The 17,818-nt window shown below is 74.4% G+C and carries 18 protein-coding genes and 1 tRNA gene; 12 read left to right on the top strand and 7 right to left on the bottom strand.

Going from position 1 to position 17,818, the window contains the following annotated elements; translation table 11 throughout:
* The first annotated feature begins 45 nt into the window (after positions 1–45).
* Positions 46–2,010 carry a tetratricopeptide repeat protein gene (locus tag IE305_RS28280; RefSeq protein ID WP_190132638.1) on the top strand — a complete coding sequence of 655 codons (1,965 nt, stop codon included), beginning with the start codon at positions 46–48 and terminating at the stop codon, positions 2,008–2,010.
* Between the two features lie 72 nt (positions 2,011–2,082).
* Positions 2,083–2,156, top strand: a tRNA-Met gene (locus IE305_RS28275).
* Between the two features lie 102 nt (positions 2,157–2,258).
* On the opposite strand, the gene IE305_RS28270 is transcribed toward IE305_RS28275, so the two are convergent.
* Positions 2,259–2,678: a Fur family transcriptional regulator gene (locus tag IE305_RS28270; protein ID WP_190132637.1), complete on the bottom strand. Its 420-nt coding sequence runs from the start codon at positions 2,676–2,678 to the stop codon at positions 2,259–2,261.
* Positions 2,679–2,824: 146 nt separating this feature from the next.
* Between IE305_RS28270 and IE305_RS28265 the strand changes: the two genes are divergently transcribed.
* Positions 2,825–4,312 carry a catalase gene (locus tag IE305_RS28265; protein ID WP_373311768.1) on the top strand — a complete coding sequence of 496 codons (1,488 nt, stop codon included), beginning with the start codon at positions 2,825–2,827 and terminating at the stop codon, positions 4,310–4,312.
* A 95-nt stretch (positions 4,313–4,407) separates the two neighbouring features.
* Here the strand turns inward: IE305_RS28265 and IE305_RS28260 are convergent, their stop codons facing one another.
* Positions 4,408–4,830: a CBS domain-containing protein gene (locus IE305_RS28260; RefSeq protein ID WP_190132714.1), complete on the bottom strand. Its 423-nt coding sequence runs from the start codon at positions 4,828–4,830 to the stop codon at positions 4,408–4,410.
* Between the two features lie 159 nt (positions 4,831–4,989).
* On the bottom strand, positions 4,990–5,784 hold the full coding sequence (gene hisN, locus IE305_RS28255; RefSeq protein WP_190132636.1) for a histidinol-phosphatase: 795 nt from the start codon (positions 5,782–5,784) through the stop codon (positions 4,990–4,992).
* 147 nt (positions 5,785–5,931) lie between these two features.
* Between hisN and IE305_RS28250 the strand changes: the two genes are divergently transcribed.
* Positions 5,932–6,570 (top strand): helix-turn-helix domain-containing protein, encoded by a 639-nt coding sequence (locus IE305_RS28250; RefSeq protein WP_190132635.1) that lies wholly within the window; start codon positions 5,932–5,934, stop codon positions 6,568–6,570.
* A gap of 21 nt (positions 6,571–6,591) precedes the next feature.
* Here the strand turns inward: IE305_RS28250 and IE305_RS28245 are convergent, their stop codons facing one another.
* From IE305_RS28245 to IE305_RS28230, 4 genes are all read right to left on the bottom strand, one after another.
* Positions 6,592–6,915 carry a DMT family transporter gene (locus IE305_RS28245; RefSeq protein WP_190132634.1) on the bottom strand — a complete coding sequence of 108 codons (324 nt, stop codon included), beginning with the start codon at positions 6,913–6,915 and terminating at the stop codon, positions 6,592–6,594.
* A gap of 88 nt (positions 6,916–7,003) precedes the next feature.
* Complete coding sequence (rsgA, locus tag IE305_RS28240) at positions 7,004–8,011, bottom strand: ribosome small subunit-dependent GTPase A (RefSeq protein WP_190132633.1); 1,008 nt, start codon at positions 8,009–8,011, stop codon at positions 7,004–7,006.
* A gap of 15 nt (positions 8,012–8,026) precedes the next feature.
* Positions 8,027–9,394 carry a 3-phosphoshikimate 1-carboxyvinyltransferase gene (aroA, locus tag IE305_RS28235; protein ID WP_190132632.1) on the bottom strand — a complete coding sequence of 456 codons (1,368 nt, stop codon included), beginning with the start codon at positions 9,392–9,394 and terminating at the stop codon, positions 8,027–8,029.
* Positions 9,395–9,422: 28 nt separating this feature from the next.
* The gene (locus IE305_RS28230) at positions 9,423–10,139 is read right to left on the bottom strand and encodes a M50 family metallopeptidase (protein WP_190132631.1); all 717 of its coding nucleotides are present in this window, start codon (positions 10,137–10,139) and stop codon (positions 9,423–9,425) included.
* A gap of 41 nt (positions 10,140–10,180) precedes the next feature.
* Here IE305_RS28230 and IE305_RS28225 point away from each other — a divergent pair, with 41 nt between their 5' ends.
* From IE305_RS28225 to def, 8 genes are all read left to right on the top strand, one after another.
* A complete protein-coding gene (locus IE305_RS28225; protein ID WP_190132630.1) occupies positions 10,181–11,008 on the top strand; it encodes an SOS response-associated peptidase in 828 nt (275 codons plus the stop codon).
* Between the two features lie 35 nt (positions 11,009–11,043).
* The gene (locus tag IE305_RS28220; RefSeq protein WP_229891634.1) at positions 11,044–11,697 is read left to right on the top strand and encodes an alpha/beta hydrolase family protein; all 654 of its coding nucleotides are present in this window, start codon (positions 11,044–11,046) and stop codon (positions 11,695–11,697) included.
* A gap of 345 nt (positions 11,698–12,042) precedes the next feature.
* On the top strand, positions 12,043–12,723 hold the full coding sequence (locus IE305_RS28215) for a sigma-70 family RNA polymerase sigma factor (protein ID WP_229891641.1): 681 nt from the start codon (positions 12,043–12,045) through the stop codon (positions 12,721–12,723).
* Positions 12,720–13,088, top strand: coding sequence for a mycothiol system anti-sigma-R factor (gene rsrA / locus IE305_RS28210; protein WP_190132628.1), 369 nt, complete (start codon positions 12,720–12,722; stop codon positions 13,086–13,088). Before IE305_RS28215 ends, rsrA begins: the two co-directional genes overlap by 4 nt.
* A gap of 152 nt (positions 13,089–13,240) precedes the next feature.
* A complete protein-coding gene (locus IE305_RS28205) occupies positions 13,241–14,536 on the top strand; it encodes an HD-GYP domain-containing protein (RefSeq protein WP_190132627.1) in 1,296 nt (431 codons plus the stop codon).
* 11 nt (positions 14,537–14,547) lie between these two features.
* Positions 14,548–15,780 (top strand): HD-GYP domain-containing protein, encoded by a 1,233-nt coding sequence (locus IE305_RS28200; protein WP_190132626.1) that lies wholly within the window; start codon positions 14,548–14,550, stop codon positions 15,778–15,780.
* 224 nt (positions 15,781–16,004) lie between these two features.
* A complete protein-coding gene (locus IE305_RS28195) occupies positions 16,005–16,997 on the top strand; it encodes a tetratricopeptide repeat protein (RefSeq protein ID WP_190132625.1) in 993 nt (330 codons plus the stop codon).
* A 96-nt stretch (positions 16,998–17,093) separates the two neighbouring features.
* Positions 17,094–17,723, top strand: coding sequence for a peptide deformylase (gene def, locus IE305_RS28190; RefSeq protein ID WP_190132624.1), 630 nt, complete (start codon positions 17,094–17,096; stop codon positions 17,721–17,723).
* The last annotated feature ends 95 nt before the right edge of the window (positions 17,724–17,818 follow it).

The raw sequence follows: 17,818 nt of genomic DNA, 5'->3' as shown, positions 1-17,818 counted from the left end.
CTGGCTGCGGTATTCCAGGTGTACGCAGGTTGCGGGAGTGCGACGATGGGACTCATGGGGGACAAGGCGAGGCTGTTGGAGATGCGCCGGCTTGTGCCCGCTCCCGGCAACGGGAGCGACCGGCACCACCAGGACCCACACGACCCGCAGGGCCCGCAGGACGCCCAGGAATCCGCGGACCGCGCCGGCCGGGACTCCCCGGCCGCCGCCGACGGCGCCGACCTCGAACTGGAGACGGCCCGCCGCCGCGCCGCCGAGACGGGCGACCCCGCCTCCCTGAGCATGCTCGGCGCGCTGCTGCTGCGCCGCGGCGACCTCGACGGCGCCGAGCGGCACCTGCGCGCCGCCACGGCCGCCGGCGACCGCTCCGCCGCCAACAACCTCGGCGTGCTGCTGCACCAGCGCGGCTACGCCGACGAGGCCGCCGGCTGGTGGCGGGTGGCCGCCGTGGCCGGCTCCGCCGCCGCCGCGCACGCCCTCGGCCGCTACCACCGCGAGCGCGGCGACGAGCCCGCCGCCGAGTACTGGCTGCGCCAGTCCGCCGAGTCCGGGCACGCCCTCGGCGCGTACGCTCTCGCCGACCTGCTGGAGCACCGCAGCGACGTCGGGGCCGAGCGCTGGTTCCGCTCCGCCGCCGAGCGCGGCCACCGCGAGGCCGCCTACCGCCTCGCCCGCATACTCGACGGCCGCTCCCCGCGCCCCGCCGACCCCGGCGCCGGGCTCACCGCCGGCCTGGGCCCGCCCACCGGCGCCCGCCGCGTCTCCGTGGGCGGCGGCGACACCTCCGTCCGCGAGCTGCGCGCGGCCGCCGCCGCGGGCGGCGGCCGGCCGGACGGCCCGGCCGGCGAGGCCGAGCAGTGGTACCGGCAGGCCGCCGCTCGCGGCCACCGGCGCGCCGCCCTGCACCTGGGCACCCTGCTGGAGGCCCGCGGGGAGACCCAGGAGGCCGCCCGCTGGTACCTCACCTCCGCCAAGGACGGCGAGCCCCGTGCCGCCTGCGCCCTGGGCTTCCTGCTGCGCGACGCGGGCGACACCGACAGCGCCGCCGTCTGGTGGCGCCGCGCCGCCCAGGAGGGCGACGGCAACGCCGCCAACGCCCTGGGCGCCCTGCACGCCGAGCGCGGCGAGTCCCAGCAGGCCGAGCGCTGGTACCGGACCGCCCTGGACGCCGGCGACATCAACGGTGCGTACAACCTGGGCCTGCTCTGCGCCGAGCAGGGCCGCACCGCCCAGGCCGAGCAGTGGTACCGCCGCGCCGCCTACGCGGGCCACAAGGAGGCCGCCAACGCCCTCGCCGTGCTGCTCCTCCAGAACGGCGACCCGGCCGGCGCCGAGCCGTGGTTCTCCAAGGCCGCCGAGGCCGGCAGCGTCGACGCCGCGTTCAACCTGGGCATCCTCTACGCCGGGCGGGACGAGGAGCGCGCGGCCTACGAGTGGTACGAGCGCGCCGCCGCCGCGGGCCACACCGACGCCGCCCTCCAGGTGGCGATGGTGCTGCTGCGGGACGGCGAAGAGGAGGAGGCCGAGCGGCACCTGCGGGTGGCGGTCAAGGGCGGCGGCGCCGAGGCCGCGTTCCGGCTGGGCTCGCTGCTCGACCGGGACGAGGACACCCGGTTCGAGGCCGAGCAGTGGTACGAGCGGGCCGCCCGCCAGGGGCACCGCCGGGCCCAGGTCCGGCTCGGCATGATCGTCGCCGAGCGCGGGGACGTCGCCGGGGCCGCCCACTGGTACCGCCAGGCCGCCGAGGCCGGCAGCCGGAACGGCGCGTTCAACCTGGGGCTGCTGCTCGCCCGCGAAGGCAGCGAGCCGGAGGCGGCGATGTGGTGGACCCGGGCCGCGGAGGCCGGCCACGGCCGGGCCGCCCTGCGGCTGGCCCTGCTCGCCGCCCGGCGCGGTGACCTGTCGGCAGGCCAGCAGTGGTGTGCGCGGGCGGTCGAGCTGGGCCCGGCCGAGGTCGCCGAGCGCGCCGCCCGGCTCCGCGACGCGCTCCGGCAGGAGCTCACGGCGTGAGGAAGGATCGCGAGGGGGGACGGGAAGGCATTTGCGTCCACGGTCACGGACGGGTTAGGGTGGTGGAACCGACGCGGGGTGGAGCAGCTCGGTAGCTCGCTGGGCTCATAACCCAGAGGTCGCAGGTTCAAATCCTGTCCCCGCTACTCAGGACAAGGCCCGGATCGTATGATCCGGGCCTTTGTCGTATGCACCCAGCCCGTACCCAGCACGCGCCCGGCCCGCACTCAGCGCCCCCCGGCGGGCTCTCAGCCCGCCGTCGCGCACTCCGGGCACAGGCCGCGGTAGGTCACCTCGACCGCCGACAGGCGGAAGCCGAAGCGTTCCTCGGCGGGCAGTCCGGCCAGCAGGTCGCCGGCGGGGTGGACGTCCCGGATGGTGCCGCACCGCGAGCACACGAGGTGCTGGTGGGCGTGGTGGGCGTTGGGGTCGTAGCGCTTGGCGCGGCCGTCCGTGCTCACTTCGAGCACCTCGCCCAGCGAGACCAGCTCGCCGAGCGTGTTGTACACCGTCGCGCGCGAGATCTCCGGCAGCAGGAGGGCCGCCTTCGCGTGGACTTCGTCGGCGGTGTAGTGCACGTGGTCCCCGTCGAGCACTTCGGCCACCACGCGTCGCTGCGCGGTCAGCCGCCAGCCGCGGGACCGGAGCCGTTCCAGCAGGTCACTCATGCCATTCACCTATCAGTCAGATAGCTCCAGCGTAGCAGTGGGCCCGTCCATCGATGGATCGCGTATTTCTATGGTTGGCATCTTGACTTAGACAAAGTCCAATGTAGGATCGGGTTCCGGATCGAGGACGACAGACGGAGGCGTACGTGTCGGTGCAGGACGAGGCCCTTTCCGCGGCCATTTCGACGACGGGCCCGCTGACCACGGAGTCCGGTGCTCCGGTCGCGGACAACCAGAACAGCGAGACCGCGGGCCTCGGCGGCCCCGTCCTGGTCCAGGACCAGCTGCTGCTGGAGAAGCTGGCGCACTTCAACCGCGAGCGCATCCCGGAGCGCGTCGTGCACGCCCGTGGCGCCGGCGCGTACGGCACCTTCACGGTGACCGCCGACGTCACCCGCTGGACCCGGGCCGCCTTCCTCTCGCAGGTCGGCAAGGAGACCGAGGTCTTCCTCCGCTTCTCCACCGTGGCCGGCAACCTCGGCTCGGCGGACGCGGTGCGCGACCCGCGCGGTTTCGCGGTGAAGTTCTACACCGAGGAGGGCAACTACGACCTCGTCGGGAACAACACCCCCATCTTCTTCATCAAGGACGCCATCAAGTTCCCGGACTTCATCCACACCCAGAAGCGCGACCCGTACACCGGTTCGCAGGAGGCGGACAACGTCTGGGACTTCTGGGGCCTGTCGCCCGAGTCCACCCACCAGGTGACCTGGCTGTTCGGTGACCGCGGCATCCCCGCCTCGTACCGCCACATGGACGGCTTCGGCTCGCACACCTTCCAGTGGACCAACGAGGCCGGCGAGTCGTTCTGGGTGAAGTACCACTTCAAGACCGACCAGGGCATCCGGAACCTCACCGCGGCCGAGGCCGAGGAGCTGGCCGGCAAGGACCCCGACAGCCACCAGCGCGACCTGCGCGAGGCCATCGAGCGCGGCGAGTTCCCCAGCTGGACCGTGTACGTCCAGGTCATGCCGGCGGACGAGGCGGCGTCCTACCGCTTCAACCCCTTCGACCTGACCAAGGTCTGGCCGCACGGCGACTACCCGCTGACCGAGATCGGCAAGCTGGAGCTCAACCGCAACCCGGAGAACGTCTTCGCCGAGGTCGAGCAGGCCATCTTCAGCCCCGCGCACTTCGTGCCCGGCATCGGACCGTCCCCGGACAAGATGCTCCAGGGCCGGCTCTTCGCCTACGGCGACGCCCACCGCTACCGCGTCGGCATCAACGCCGACCACCTGCCGGTGAACCGCCCGCACGCCACGGTGGCCCGGACCCACAGCCGTGACGGTTTCCTGTACGACGGCCGGCACAAGGGCGCCAAGAACTACGAGCCCAACAGCTTCGGCGGCCCGGCCCAGACCGACCGCCCGCTGTGGCAGCCGGTCGCCGTCACCGGCGCCACGGGCAACCACGCCGCCCCGACGCACGCCGAGGACAACGACTTCGTCCAGGCGGGCAACCTCTACCGGCTGATGACGGAGGAGGAGAAGGAGCGCCTGATCGCCAACCTGGCCGGCTTCATCGCCAAGGTGTCGCGCGACGACATCGCCGAGCGGGCGATCAACAACTTCCGCCAGGCGGACGCGGACTACGGCAAGCGGTTGGAGGCCGCCGTCCAGGCCCTGCGCGGCTGACGACCCTGGACACTTGCCGTACACGGCGGAGAGGCCGGACTGCCATGGGGCTCCGGCCTCTCCGTCATGCCCGCGCACGGGCACACCCGGCGGCCCTAGGTCAGTGCCCCGGCCCCCGCTCCCGCCCCCGCCGGCACCTCCGCGCGCCGCGGCAGCCAGCAGCGGATGATGTCGCGCACCGACACCATGCCCACCGGCTCCCGGCCGCCCAGCACCACCAGATGGCGGAACTCGCCGCGCGTCATCGCCGCGGCCGCCTCCTCCAGCGTCCACTCCGGGGCGGCGAAGACCACGTCCGTCGTGGTGTGCGCCTGAGCCGTCTCGCGGTCGGGGTCCAGGCCCCGCCCGACGGCGTTGAGGATGTCGCGCTCGGTGAGGATGCCGAGCCCGCCCTCGTCCGGGTCGAGGACGACCGCCGCGCCGACCCGGCGCGCGGACATCAGCCGCGCCGCCTGGCGCAGCGTGTGGGCGGGGCCGATGGTGAGGAGCACCGTGCTCATGGCGTCGCGGACGAGCATGGCGATGGCCACCTCCTTGGAGACCTGGAGAGCTCCACAAGGGAGTTCACAAGTTCACAAACCGGGGGCTGTCATCGTCACACGCGTCGGCGAGGCCGGACAAGGGGCCCGGACCGTGGAGATTTGCCGAATTTTTACGGCAGTTGTGTGTACCGGGGGCTACGACCGCAGATAGCCGAGCAGTTCGTCGTGGAGCAGCCCGTTGGACGCCGCGGCGTTGCCGCTGTGCGGCCCCGGACGGCCGTCCAGGCCGGTGAACCGGCCGCCCGCCTCCTCCACGATGACGGCGTTGGCCGCCATGTCCCACAGCGACAGCTCGGGCTCCGCGCAGATGTCCACCGACCCCTCGGCGACCATCATGTACGGCCAGAAGTCGCCGTAGCCGCGCGTGCGCCAGCAGGCCCGCGTCAGGTCGAGGAAGCCCGGCAGCATCCCGCGCTCCTCCCAGCCGCTGAGCGACGAGTACGCGAACGACGCGTCCCCGATCCGCCCCACCTGGGAGACCTGGAGCCGGGTGGCCGAGGTCAGGCTGCGCCCGGTGTACGCGCCGGAGTCCTTGGCCGCCCACCAGCGGCGCCCCAGGGCCGGCGCCGAGACGAGGCCGACCACCGGCCGGTAGCCGCCCTCGCCCTGCACCATCAGGGCGATCAGGGTGGCCCACACCGGCACGCCGCGCACGTAGTTCTTCGTCCCGTCGATCGGGTCGATGATCCAGCGGCGCGGGCCCAGACCCTCGCTGCCGAACTCCTCGCCCAGCACGGCGTCCCGCGGCCGGGCGCGCTGGAGATGGCCGCGGATCAGCTCCTCGGCGGCCTTGTCCGCCTCGCTCACCGGGGTCATGTCCGGCTTGGTCTCGACCTTGAGGTCGAGCGCCTTGAACCGGTCCATGGTGGCCGCGTCGGCGGCGTCCGCCAGCACGTGGGCCAGACGCAGATCATCGTGGTAATCGGACATGCCACGCACACTACCCGTGGCCATCGCCAGGTCACGCGCGGCGCGACCTGCCGTCGCTCTTGACACCGTCCGGCGGCACGTCAATTCTGTGACCGGCCCCCTCCGGGCCCCCGACCGTCGTGCGGCCGTACGGCCGAGGAGGCGACGATGCCCGCGGCACGAGAGCTCTTGCTGGACGCGGCCTACGCGGCGCTCGCCGCCCGGCCCTGGCACGCGGTGCGGATGGTCGACGTCGCGGCGGCCGCCGGGGTGTCCCGCCAGACGCTGTACAACGAGTTCGGCAGCAAGGAGGGGCTGGCCCGCGCCCTGGTGCGGCGGGAGGCGGAGGCGTTCCTCGGCGGCGTGGAGCGCTGCCTGGCCGACGCGGCCGCGACCGGCGCCGACGCGGGTGGCTGCTGTGCCGCGGCGGCCGCCTGGACGCTGCGCGCGGCCCGCGCCAACCCGTTCGTGCGGGCGGCGCTCACCGGCTGCCGCGGCGAGCGGCTCCCGGCCGCCGCCGCGCCCCCCGTGCCCGCGCAGCGCGCCCCCGAAGCGCGCCGCCCGTTCCGTGGCGCGCCCACGCCCGGCTCGATGGCCGAGCGGATACGTGACAGCGCGCTGCAGGCCATCGGGGCGCCGGAGCGCGAGGAGGAGGGGGCCGCACCGGGGCCGGCGTGGCGGGCCTGCGAGGCGGCCGTCCGGCTGACGCTGTCGTACGTGGTGGCGCCCGCCGCCACGGACGAGGAGGCGGCCGCGGAGGTCGCCCGTCTGGTGCGCACCCTGCTGGCGGCACCGTCCGCCGCATGAGGGGCGGCGGGACCCCGCGGCTCAGTGGGCCGAACCGGAGAGCTGGAGACCTATGATGCCCACGATGACCAGCGAGATCGACACGATCTTGAGGGTGGAGACCAGGTCGCCGAGGAAGACCATGCCGTAGATGGCGGTGCCGGCGGCGCCGATGCCCGTCCACACCGCGTAGGCCGGCCCCACGTCGAGCTTCCGCAGCGACAGCGTCAGCAGCCCGAAGCTGCCGAGTGCGAAACAGGCGAAGGCGATGGTGGGCCAGAGTCTCGTGAAGCCGTGGGACAGCTTGAGGCAGACGGCGAAGCCCGTTTCCAGCAGTCCGGCGACCACCACCAGCAACCACGCCATCCGATTGCCTCCCGTTCCACGGCGACCCCCCGGCTCCGCCGGCTGTCTCATGCCCTTGCCGCCGGGGGTCACTCGCAAACGTAAGCGATCAGTCGCCTTCGCGCCGCTCCCTCGTGGCGAGCAGCCGGCGCAGCGAGTACAGCCGCTGGGGGTCGGCGTGGCCGTCGGCCACCCACTGGTCCAGGGCGCAGTCCTGCTCGTCGTGGCTGCACGCGCGGGGGCAGCCCTCGGTGCCCGGCACCAGGTCGGGGAAGGCGTGGATGACGCGCGAGGGGTCGATGTGCGCCAGGCCGAACGACCGTACGCCGGGGGTGTCGATGACCCAGCCGTCGCCGGACGGCAGCGGCAGGGCGAGCGCGGAGGTGGTGGTGTGGCGGCCGCGGCCGGTGACGGCGTTGACGTGCCCGGTGGCCCGCTGCCGGTCCGGCACGAGGGCGTTGACCAGGGTGGTCTTGCCGACGCCGGAGTGGCCGACGAAGGCGGTGATGCGGCCGTTCAGCCGCTCCCGCACCCGCTCGGCCGCGTCGCCCTCGGCGAGCTCGTCGCGGCTGGTGACGACGTAGGGCACCCCCAGGGCGCCGTACGACTGCATCAGCGTCTCGGCGGGGGCGAGGTCGGACTTGGTGAGCACGAGCAGCGGTTCGAGCCCGGCGTCGTACGCGGCGACGAGGCAGCGGTCGATGAGGCGGGGCCGCGGCTCGGGGTCGGCGAGGGCGGTGACGATGGCCAGCTGGTCGGCGTTGGCGACGACCACCCGCTCGTACGGGTCGTCGTCGTCCGCGGTGCGGCGCAGCACCGAGCGGCGCTCCTCGACGCGGACGATGCGGGCGAGGGTGTCCTTGGCGCCGGTGAGGTCACCGACGACGGCGACCCGGTCGCCGACGACGACGCCCTTGCGGCCCAGTTCGCGGGCCTTCATCGCCATGACGGTGCGGCCGTCGACGAGGCAGGTCAGCCGGCCGCGGTCGACGGTGAGGACGAAGCCCTCGGCGGCGTCCTCGTGCTTGGGGCGGATGGTGGTGCGGGGGCGGTTGCCCTTGCGGTTGGGGCGGACGCGGACGTCGTCCTCGTCGGTGTGCTTGCCGTAGCGGCGCATGGTCTTTCCGGTCTCTCAGCTGCCGGCCACCGTCGCCCCCGCGACGGAGCCGAGCATCCCGGTCCACAGTTCGGGGAAGTCGGGCAGGGTCTTGGCGGTGGTGGCGACGTTCTCGACCTCGACGCCGGGCACGGCGAGGCCCAGGACGGCGGCGGCGGTGGCCAGCCGGTGGTCCTCGTAGGTGTGGAAGACGCCGCCGTGCAGCGGTCGGGGCCGGATGCGCAGGCCGTCCTCGGTCTCGGTGACGTCGCCGCCGAGCTCGTTGATCTCCTTGGCGAGGGCGGCGAGCCGGTCGGTCTCGTGCAGCCGCAGGTGGGCGATGCCGCGCAGCACGGACTCGGAGTCGGCGAGTGCGGCGACGGCCGCGATGACGGGCGTGAGCTCGCCGACCTCGTGCAGGTCGGCGTCGATGCCGGTGATGCGGCCGGTGCCGGTGAAGGTCAGGCCGGCCTCGGTCAGCTCGCAGCTGCCGCCCATGGCGGTGAAGATCTCGCGAAGGGAGTCGCCCGGCTGGGTGGTGCGCTCGGGCCAGTCGGGCACGGTGACCCGGCCGCCGGTGACGAGGGCAGCGGCGAGGAACGGCGCCGCGTTGGACAGGTCGGGCTCGACGACGAGGTCGCGGCCGAGGAGGGCGCTGGGGGAGACCCGCCACACGTTCGGCTCGCCCCCCGACTCGGGGGTGTCGACCTGGGCGCCGGCCTGGCGCAGCATGTCGACGGTCATCCGGATGTGCGGCAGGGACGGCAGGACGGGGCCGGTGTGCCGGACCTCGACGCCCTGGTTGAAGCGGGGGCCGGACAGCAGCAGCGCGGAGATGAACTGGGACGAGGAGGACGCGTCGACCTCGACCGGTCCGCCCTCCAGGGCGCCGGCGCCGTGCACGGTGAGGGGGAGCGCGCCGCGGTCGTTGTCGTCGATGCGGGCGCCGAGGGCGCGCAGCGCGTCGATCACGCCGTGCAGCGGCCGCTCGTGGCTGCGCGGGTCGCCGTCGAACCGTACGGGGCCGTCGGCGAGGGCGGCGACGGGCGGCAGGAAGCGCATGACGGTGCCGGCGTTGCCGACGTCGACGGTGGCGGGGCCGTGCAGGCCGGCGGGGATGACGCGCCACGCCTCGCCGGCGGCGTCCGGGCCGGCGGCGGGGGAGGAGCTGGAGGAGACGGTCTCCTCGATGCCCACGCCCAGGGCGCGCAGCGCGTCGGCCATGAGGACGGTGTCGCGGGAGCGGAGCGGGCGGCGCACCCAGCCCGGCTCGGCGGCCAGGGCCGCGAGGACCAGCGCACGGTTCGTGACCGACTTCGAGCCGGGCACGGTGACGGTCGCGTCGACGGCCCCCGTCGCGGTCGGAGCGGGCCAGAGATCGGTGTGCGCGGTGCTCTCGGTCATGCCCCCAACCTTAGTGGCTCGGTCCCGGTCACCGGCCGAGCAGCCAGCGGCCGCCTCCCGCCAGGCAGCACAGGGACACGACGTGGAAGAGGCCGAGCCAGACGGCCGCGGGTACGTTCGTGAGCCGCGCGAGCTGGTCGGCGTCGGAGTCGGGGGCGCGGCCGCGGCGCCGCTTCCGCTGGAGCTCGAACGGTGGCCGGACACCGCCCAGGAGGAGGAACCACACCACTCCGTAGGCGAAGGCGGCCTGCACCTCCGGGCCGGCCAGCCAGGACACCACGGCGAACGCGGCGCCGCACAGCACCACGGTCAGTACGCCCCACGCGTTGCGGATCATCACCAGCATGGCGGCGAGCAGGGCGGTGGCGCCCCACAGCAGGGCGGTGGTGTGCCCGGCGGCGAGCAGCGCCGCGCCGGCCAGGCCCAGCAGGGAGGGCGCCGTGTAGCCGGCCGCCGCGGTGAGGACCATGCCGATACCGGTGGGCCGGCCCCGGGAGACGGTCAGGCCCGAGGTGTCCGAGTGCAGCCGTATGCCCTGCAGGCGCCGTCCGCTGAGGACGGCCACCAGCGCGTGGCCGCCCTCGTGGGCGAGGGTGACGGCGTTCCGGCTGACCAGCCACACCCGGCGGGGCATCACCGCGGCGAGGGCGACGAGGCCGGTGACCACCACCGTCCACACCGACGGCCCGGGCTGGACGCCGACGATCCGCTCCCACAGGTCGGCGGCGCTGGTACTGCTGTGCATCGGTGGGCTGCTCCTTGCGTGTTCGTGGCAGTGTGGCACTCATGTGCGGGAGATACGCTGCGAGCCGTCGGCCGGAGGATCTGGCCGGGCTCTTCGGGGTGGAGAAGTGGGAACCGGAGGAGACGCTCGCTCCGGACTGGAACGTGGCGCCGACGAAGAGCGTTCACGCGGTGCTCGAGCGTCCTCTGAAAGACGCCGCCGACCGGCGTCCGGTTCGTCAGCTTCGTGCGTTGCGCTGGGGCCTGGTGCCGTCCTGGGCGAAGTCGCCCGAGGGCGGCGCCCGGATGATCAACGCCAGGGCCGAGACGGTGCACGAGAAGCCGTCCTTCCGCGCCGCCTTCGAGAGCCGCCGCTGCCTGCTGCCCGCGGACGGCTACTACGAGTGGGTCACCGGCGGGCACGAGCGCGAGCTGGAGGAGCGCGGACTGCGCAAGCGCACCCGTAAGCAGCCGTACTTCGTCACGCCGGCCGACGGCTCGGTGATGGCGCTGGCCGGGGTGTACGAGTTCTGGCGCGACCCGGCGCTGCCGCCGGACCACCCGCAGGCGTGGTGGGTGACCTGCTCGGTGATCACCACGGAGGCGGAGACGGCGCCCTTCGCGGGGGCCGGGGACCGCGCGGGGGACGAGCCGGGGCCGCGTTCCCTGGCGGAGATCCACCCCCGGATGCCGCTCGTCCTGACGCCCGACCGCTGGTCCGCGTGGCTCGACCCCCGGACGGGTCCCGGCGAGCTGCGGGCCCTGCTCACGCCGCCGCGGGCGGACCTGCTGCGCGCCCACCCGGTGACCACGGCGGTCAGCGACGTGCGCAACAACGGGCCGGAGCTGGTGGCGGAGCTGGACGCGCCGGAGGAGGCGACGCTGTTCTGAGCTGTCCTGTCAGTGGTGAGGGGCAGGATGGAGGCGTGACGACCCTGCCGACGAAGAACACCGAGGACGTCCCCACGCCGGCCGGCCCCGCCCGCGTCCACTGGTACCGCGCCCCGGACGCCCGCCTGGTGCTCGCCCTCGGGCACGGCGCCGGCGGCGGCGTCGAGGCCCGCGACCTCCAGGCGCTGGCCGCGGCCCTGCCCCACGAGGGGGTGGCCGTCGCCCTGGTGGAGCAGCCGTGGCGGGTGGCCGGCCGCAAGGTGGCCCCCGCGCCGAAGGCGCTGGACGAGGCGTGGCGGGCCCTGTGGCCGGCGCTGGCCGGCCCCGGGCTGCCGGTGGTGGCCGGCGGGCGCAGCGCCGGGGCGCGCGTGGCCTGCCGTACGGCCGCGGAGCTGGGGGCCGTCGCCGTGCTCGCGCTGAGCTTCCCGCTGCACCCGCCGGGCCGCCCGGAGAAGTCCCGCGCCGACGAGCTGGCCGGCACCGGGCTGCCCGTCCTCGTGGTGCAGGGCGGCCGCGACCCGTTCGGCCGGCCCGAGGAGTTCCCGCCCGGCACGGCGCCGGTGGAGGTGCCCGGCGGCGATCACGGCTTCGCGGTGCCGAAGAAGGCCGGCACCACCCAGGAGGAGGCGCTCTCCGTGATCACGGACACGGTGGGGACGTGGCTGCGCGGGCTGGGGGAGGGGATCTGACCCGGCTCTGACCCGTCCCTGACCTCCCTGACACACCCTGTCGAAACCCCGTCGAAAATCTGTGGAACTCGCCCCAGCAGACCGGGAATGATCAGCGGGCGGCCGGTGTTGACGGTTTCCGTAGTCACGCACCGGCACGAAGGAATGGGAGCTCCCCGCATGGGTTCGATCGCATGCCCGTCCCGCCCGCAGCAGGCCGAGCCCGCCTGGGCCGTCCTGGGCGTGGCCCAGCCGGCTGCGGCTGGAGCGGCGGGGGGAGCCGAACGTCGTCTATTCTCCGATTCGAGCGGATCTGTTCCGAATGCGAACAAGACCGTCTCGGGCTCGGCCATGTTGCTGGAGGAGGTGGGTCCGGTCACTGGGACCGACACGGGGACCGACGGCGGCCGGAGGCCGGCGGAGAGCGCGACCGAGCGCAGCGCCCGGTTCGAGCGTGACGCTCTGACCTTCCTCGACCAGATGTACTCGGCCGCCCTGCGCATGACGCGCAACGCCGCGGACGCCGAGGACCTGGTGCAGGAGACGTACGCCAAGGCGTACGCGTCCTTCCACCAGTTCCGCGAGGGCACCAACCTCAAGGCGTGGCTGTACCGCATCCTGACGAACACGTTCATCAACTCGTACCGCAAGAAGCAGCGCGAGCCGCTGCGCAGCGCCTCCGAGGAGATCGAGGACTGGCAGCTGGCGCGCGCCGAGTCGCACATGTCGACGGGGCTGCGGTCGGCCGAGTCCCAGGCGCTGGACCACCTTCCCGACTCCGATGTCAAGGAGGCCCTGCAGGCCATTCCGGAGGAGTTCCGCATCGCGGTCTACCTCGCGGACGTCGAGGGCTTTGCGTACAAGGAGATCGCGGACATCATGGGTACCCCCATCGGCACGGTGATGTCGCGGCTGCACCGCGGCCGTCGCCAGCTGCGCGGGCTGCTGGAGGACTACGCCCGCGAGCGCGGTCTGGTCCCGGCGGGGACCGCCGCGGCCGCGGATGGTTCCGCCACGTCGCACAACCGGAAAGGGTCGGACTCATGAGCCGCGGGGAGCCGCACGAGACGGACTGCTCCGAAGTCCTCGACCACCTCTACGAGTTTCTCGACCACGAGATGCCCGCCGGTGAGTGCGCCAAGTTCGAGGTGCACATCGACGAGTGCTCCCCCTGCCTGGAGAAGTACGGGCTGGAGCAGGCCGTGAAGAAGCTCGTCAAGCGCTGCTGCGGGCACGACGACGTGCCGGCCGACCTGCGGTCGAAGGTGATGAGCCGGATCGACCTGATCCGCTCCGGCCAGGCGGTGCCCGACCAGGACGTGGTCGCCGAGGCCCGCGCCGCGGAGGCCGCCGCGCGCGCGGCTAAGGCCGCCGGCGACCGCGGCACGGGCCAGCGGCCCGCCGAGGCATGACCTCCCGGGCCTGATCCGGAGCTGATCCAAACCACCGCACCCGGGAACGTCACCCGAACGGACGGCGCAATACCGGCGACGCCGAATTCCGGGCCCCGCGGGCCTATCCTCCCCATCCAGACGTCAGGTCCGACGGTCGGGGAGGAGACGCCATGGGGCCACTTCCGGCGGCGGCGCGCGTATACATCGCCTGTGCCGTGCTCGCCGCCGCGGTGTGCGCCGTGCCCCTCGCCCGGAGCGCCCCCGGGGTGCCCTGGGGCGCGCTGGTCCTCCTCGCGGGCGTCTGCGCGGTGTGCGAACGGCTGCCGCGCCGCCCCCTGACTCTCCCCGTGCTGCTGGCCGCCGCCGTGCTGCTGCCGCCGGCCGCCGCCGGCCTCGCGGCGGTGCCCGGCGGGCTCGCCGGCCGCGTGGGCCGCCGCCCGGTGGCCGTCCGCCGGCTCTGGCACGCCGCCCAGCTGTCGCTGGCCACCGGCGCCGCCTCGTACGTCTACGGGCTCGGCGGGCCCCGCCCCGTCACCGCGCCCGCCTTTCCCCGTGCCCTCGGGCCCGCCCTGGCCGCGGCCCTGGTCCTCGCGCTGGTGCTGGCGGTGCTGGAGGGGGGTGTCCTGGTCACCGCCGAGGGCCGCTCCCCGCGCACGGCCTGGCGCGACGCGCTGCCGGGCGCGCTGGTGCCGCCGCTCGCCCAGGGGCCCACGGGCCTGCTGGTGGCGGTGGTGTGGCACAGCCCCTACGGGCCGCCCGCCGCGCTGCTCGTCCTGCTGCCGATGGCCCTCTCCTCCTGGGTGCTCGACCGCTGCCGCCGCGAGCGCGCCGCACACCGCGCCACCGTCCGCGCCCTGGTCCAGGCCGTCGACCTCAAGGACGCGTACACCCGGGGCCACAGCGAGCGCGTCGGCCGCGCCTCCGTCCTCATCGCCCGTGAGCTGGGCATGCGCGGGGAGCGGCTGGAGGCGCTGCGCTTCGCCGGCACCCTGCACGACGTCGGCAAGATCGGCGTCCCCACGCGGGTGCTGCGCAAGAACGGGCCGCTGACGCCCGAGGAGCGCCGGCTGATCGAGCTGCACCCGGAGTACGGGCACGAGATGGTGCGCGGCATCGGCTTCCTCGACGAGGCCCGGGACGCGATCCTGCACCACCACGAGCGCCTGGACGGCACCGGCTACCCCTACGGGCTGACAGGGCATCAGATCCCCGAGGCGGCGCGGGTGGTGGCCGTCGCCGACGCCTTCGACGCCATGACCTCCACCCGCAGCTACAGCCGCGCCCGCCCCGTCCCCGCCGCCCTGGCCGAACTGCACCGCTGCGCGGGGTCGCACTTCGACCCGCGCATGGTGGCCGCCCTGACCCGCGCCCTGGACCGGTACGGCTGGCACCCCGCGGTCCCGGCCAGCCGAAACGTCCCTCTTGATCAGTGCCCCGCCCGCACCGCCGCCGGTGGCGGTGCCTGATGAGAACCGGGATGACCCCGTCCGCCGTGCGCTGCGTCCACGCCCTCGCCGGCGCCGTCGCCGTCGGCGCGCTCGCGTGGACCGCCTGGCGGGGCGTGGCCCAGCCCCGCGTCGCCCTGGCCTACGGGATGCTGATCGCCCTCGGGGAGGCCGCCCGGCGACGGCCCCGCTCCGGCGGCGGGCTGCGGGAGACCGCGCCGCTCGGCGCCGCCGGCACGCTCGCGTACGCGCTGCTCGGCGAGGTCGGCGGCGAGCCCACCTCGCACGGCGCCCCGCAGGTCGTCGCCGTCGTCCTCGGCGCCACGCTCGCCGGCGCCGTGGGCCGGCCGCCCGCCCTGGACCGGCTGGCGCGGCGGGTGATCGGGGCCGGGTTCGCCGCCGTCTGCTTCCAGCCGCTGCACGCCTCGGGCGTGCTCGGCACCTGGCCCGCGCACAGCCCGTACTACGCGCTGTTCCTGCTGCTCCTCCTCGCCCTCACCGCGCTGTGCGACGCCGTGATCGCCGCAGCCCTCGCCCGGGCCCGCGCCGGGGGCGGCGCCTACGGCCCGGCGCTGCGGCGGGAGCTGCGGGAGCTGCCGGGCGTCGGCTCGGCGATCGGCGCCACGGGTGCCGTGATGGCGCTGGCCGTGGCCGCCGCCGGGCTGTGGGCGCTGCCCGTGTTCTGTGTGCCGCTGCTGGTCACCCAGCTGTCCGTGCACCGCTACGAGGCCGCGCGCGCCACCCGCCGGCAGACCGTCGCCTCCCTTGCCCGTACCACCGAGATCGCGGGCTACACCCCGGCCGGCCACGCCCGCCGCGTGGCCGCCCTCAGCCGGGCCGTCGGCCGTGAGCTGGGCCTGTCCGGTGCGGAGCTCACCGTGCTGGAGTACGGCGCCCTCATGCACGACGTGGGCCAGCTGTCGCTGCCCGACCCGGTGCCCGCCGGGGCCACCGAGCCGCTGCCCCCGGAGGAGCGGCGGCGCATCGCCCGGCTCGGCGGGGCGGTGGTGCGCCGCACCGGCGTTCCCCCGGAAGTCGTACTCGTGGTCGAGCGGCAGGCGGATCCGTACCGGGACCAGCCGCTCACCGCCCGTATCGTCCGGACCGTCAACGCCTACGACGACCTCGCCGCCGACCCGGCGTGCGGCCCCCTGCGCGCGCTGGAGCGGCTCCGTCTGGCCACGGCGTACGACCACGAGCCCCGCGTCGTGGAGGCGCTCGCCACGGTGCTCGCCCGCGGTGGCCCCGCCCCGCCCGGCCCGTGAACCCCGCCACGGCACGACCGGCCCGCCGAACCCGCGGGTAATGAGCGGGCGTCCGAAGGGGCATGGTTGGATGCGAAGAGGACGAAGAGTTCGGCGAGAATGCGGAAATCGGGGGGTGTCGTGCGCGCTGTCGTCGGCAAGGAGGTGTGGTGGGAGCCGCTCCCCGGAGCAGTTGACCATCCGGCGTGTCCGTACGCACACGCAGAGACCGGCAGGCGGGAATCGTGAGGATCTTCGGCAGGGTACGGCACCGGCCTTCCGCCTCGTGGCGGCAGGCCACCGACCGTGCCTTCACTCTCATCGGCGACGGCCGGTACGAGGACGCGGGCGCGCTGCTGACGCGCGCGGCCGACATGGAACCGTGGTTGTCCGAGTCGTGGTTCAACCTCGCACTGCTGCACAAGTTCCGGCACGACTGGGAGCAGGCCCGCGCCGCCGGCCTGCGCGCGGTGGCGCTGCTGGACCGCGAGACGGGCGCCCCGGACTGGTGGAACGTGGGCATCGCCGCGACCGCCCTCCAGGACTGGCCGCTGGCCCGCCGCGCCTGGCAGGCGTACGGGCTGAAGGTGCCGGCGGAGGGCGGCCCGGCCGGTGAGCCGACGGGCATGGAGCTGGGCAGCGCCGCCGTCCGGCTGTCGCCGGAGGGCGAGGCCGAGGTGGTCTGGGGCCGCCGCCTGGACCCGGCCCGGATCGAGGTGCTCAGCATTCCGCTGCCGTCCTCGGGCCGCCGCTGGGGCGAGGTCGTGCTGCACGACGGCGTGCCGCACGGCGAGCGCGTCACGGCCGCCGGCCCGGCGTACCCCGTCTTCGACGAGATCGAACTGTGGGCGCCCTCGCCCGTGCCGACCTGGGTGGTGCTGCTGGAGGCCGCCACGGAGGCCGACCGGGACGCCCTGGAGCGGCTCGCCGCCGACGCGGGCTTCGCCGCCGAGGACTGGTCCTCCTCCGTGCGCCTGCTGTGCCGCACGTGCTCGGAGAGCCGCATGCCCAGCGACGAGGGCGACGGGGAGCACCTGGACCCGCACGACCACAGCGAGCCCGGCCACCCCGGCCCCCTGGGCCACCGCACCGCGGGCTCCGGTTCGGGCTCCCTGTGGGTGCCCGAGCGGGAGTGCGGCATCGCCGCGCCCGCCGCCCTGGTGCGCGGCCTGCTGGACGGCTGGGTCGCCGACAGCCCCGACACCCGGGAATGGCGGGATCTCGAAGAGGTCTGCTGAGGGCGGCGCCCTCCGGCGGTCGTCCGCTTACCCTGTATGGGCCCCGTGTGACGACGGGGCACGACATGGCGTTTGTGAGAGAGGCGTACGGCGGAGATGGCGCAGCAAGAGACCGGTCAGCAGACGGGCGAGGAGTTCCTCGACGACGTGACGGACGCCGAGGCGCGCGAGGCCGCCCACCGCGAGCGCGGCACCTCGCGTCCGATCACGGTCGTCGGCAACCCCGTTCTGCACAAGGAGTGCAAGGACGTCACCGAGTTCGACGAGTCGCTGGCGCAGCTGATCGACGACATGTTCGCCAGCCAGCGCACGGCCGAGGGCGTGGGCCTGGCCGCCAACCAGATCGGCGTCGACCTGAAGGTCTTCGTCTACGACTGCATGGACGACGAGGGCGTGCGCCACGTCGGCCACGTCTGCAACCCCGTCCTGGACGAGCTGCCGGCCGACCGCCGCGTCCTGGACGACTCGGGCGAGGGCTGCCTCTCGGTGCCCGGCGCCTACTGCGAGCTGCCCCGCCCCGACTACGCGGTGGTCCGCGGCCAGGACATGAAGGGCAACCCGATCGTGGTCCAGGGCACGGGCTACTTCGCCCGCTGCCTCCAGCACGAGACGGACCACCTCTACGGCCGCCTCTACATCGACCGCCTCTCCAAGCGCGACCGCAAGGACGTCCTCCGCCAGATGGCCGAGGGCACCCCGCGCTACCCGGTCGTGCCGAACGACTGAGCGCGCACGCAAGGCAGAAGGGCCCGTACGGATCGGGCGGTTTCTAACGGTCGTCGCAACACGTGGTCGGTTGTCTAGGGCGCGAGCAGTTTAGA

It is taken from the genome of Streptomyces mashuensis (assembly GCF_014654785.1).
GTDB lineage: Bacteria > Actinomycetota > Actinomycetes > Streptomycetales > Streptomycetaceae > Streptomyces > Streptomyces mashuensis.
The sequence above is the reverse complement of the archived record's forward strand: the minus strand, read 5'-3'. Positions and strand labels throughout refer to the sequence as shown.

Bases quoted from the DNA above. Each gene is read 5' to 3' on its own strand.
- IE305_RS28260 (WP_190132714.1), bottom strand. From the start codon at position 4,830: ATGCTCGTCCGCGACGCCATGAGCACGGTGCTCCTCACCATCGGCCCC.
- IE305_RS28280 (WP_190132638.1), top strand. From the start codon at position 46: ATGGGACTCATGGGGGACAAGGCGAGGCTGTTGGAGATGCGCCGGCTT.
- rsgA (WP_190132633.1), bottom strand. From the start codon at position 8,011: ATGCGCCGCTACGGCAAGCACACCGACGAGGACGACGTCCGCGTCCGC.
- aroA (WP_190132632.1), bottom strand. From the start codon at position 9,394: ATGACCGAGAGCACCGCGCACACCGATCTCTGGCCCGCTCCGACCGCG.
- IE305_RS28200 (WP_190132626.1), top strand. From the start codon at position 14,548: ATGACCCCGTCCGCCGTGCGCTGCGTCCACGCCCTCGCCGGCGCCGTC.
- def (WP_190132624.1), top strand. From the start codon at position 17,094: ATGGCGCAGCAAGAGACCGGTCAGCAGACGGGCGAGGAGTTCCTCGAC.
- IE305_RS28205 (WP_190132627.1), top strand. From the start codon at position 13,241: ATGGGGCCACTTCCGGCGGCGGCGCGCGTATACATCGCCTGTGCCGTG.
- IE305_RS28225 (WP_190132630.1), top strand. From the start codon at position 10,181: ATGTGCGGGAGATACGCTGCGAGCCGTCGGCCGGAGGATCTGGCCGGG.
- rsrA (WP_190132628.1), top strand. From the start codon at position 12,720: ATGAGCCGCGGGGAGCCGCACGAGACGGACTGCTCCGAAGTCCTCGAC.
- IE305_RS28230 (WP_190132631.1), bottom strand. From the start codon at position 10,139: ATGCACAGCAGTACCAGCGCCGCCGACCTGTGGGAGCGGATCGTCGGC.
- IE305_RS28245 (WP_190132634.1), bottom strand. From the start codon at position 6,915: ATGGCGTGGTTGCTGGTGGTGGTCGCCGGACTGCTGGAAACGGGCTTC.
- IE305_RS28250 (WP_190132635.1), top strand. From the start codon at position 5,932: ATGCCCGCGGCACGAGAGCTCTTGCTGGACGCGGCCTACGCGGCGCTC.
- hisN (WP_190132636.1), bottom strand. From the start codon at position 5,784: ATGTCCGATTACCACGATGATCTGCGTCTGGCCCACGTGCTGGCGGAC.
- IE305_RS28270 (WP_190132637.1), bottom strand. From the start codon at position 2,678: ATGAGTGACCTGCTGGAACGGCTCCGGTCCCGCGGCTGGCGGCTGACC.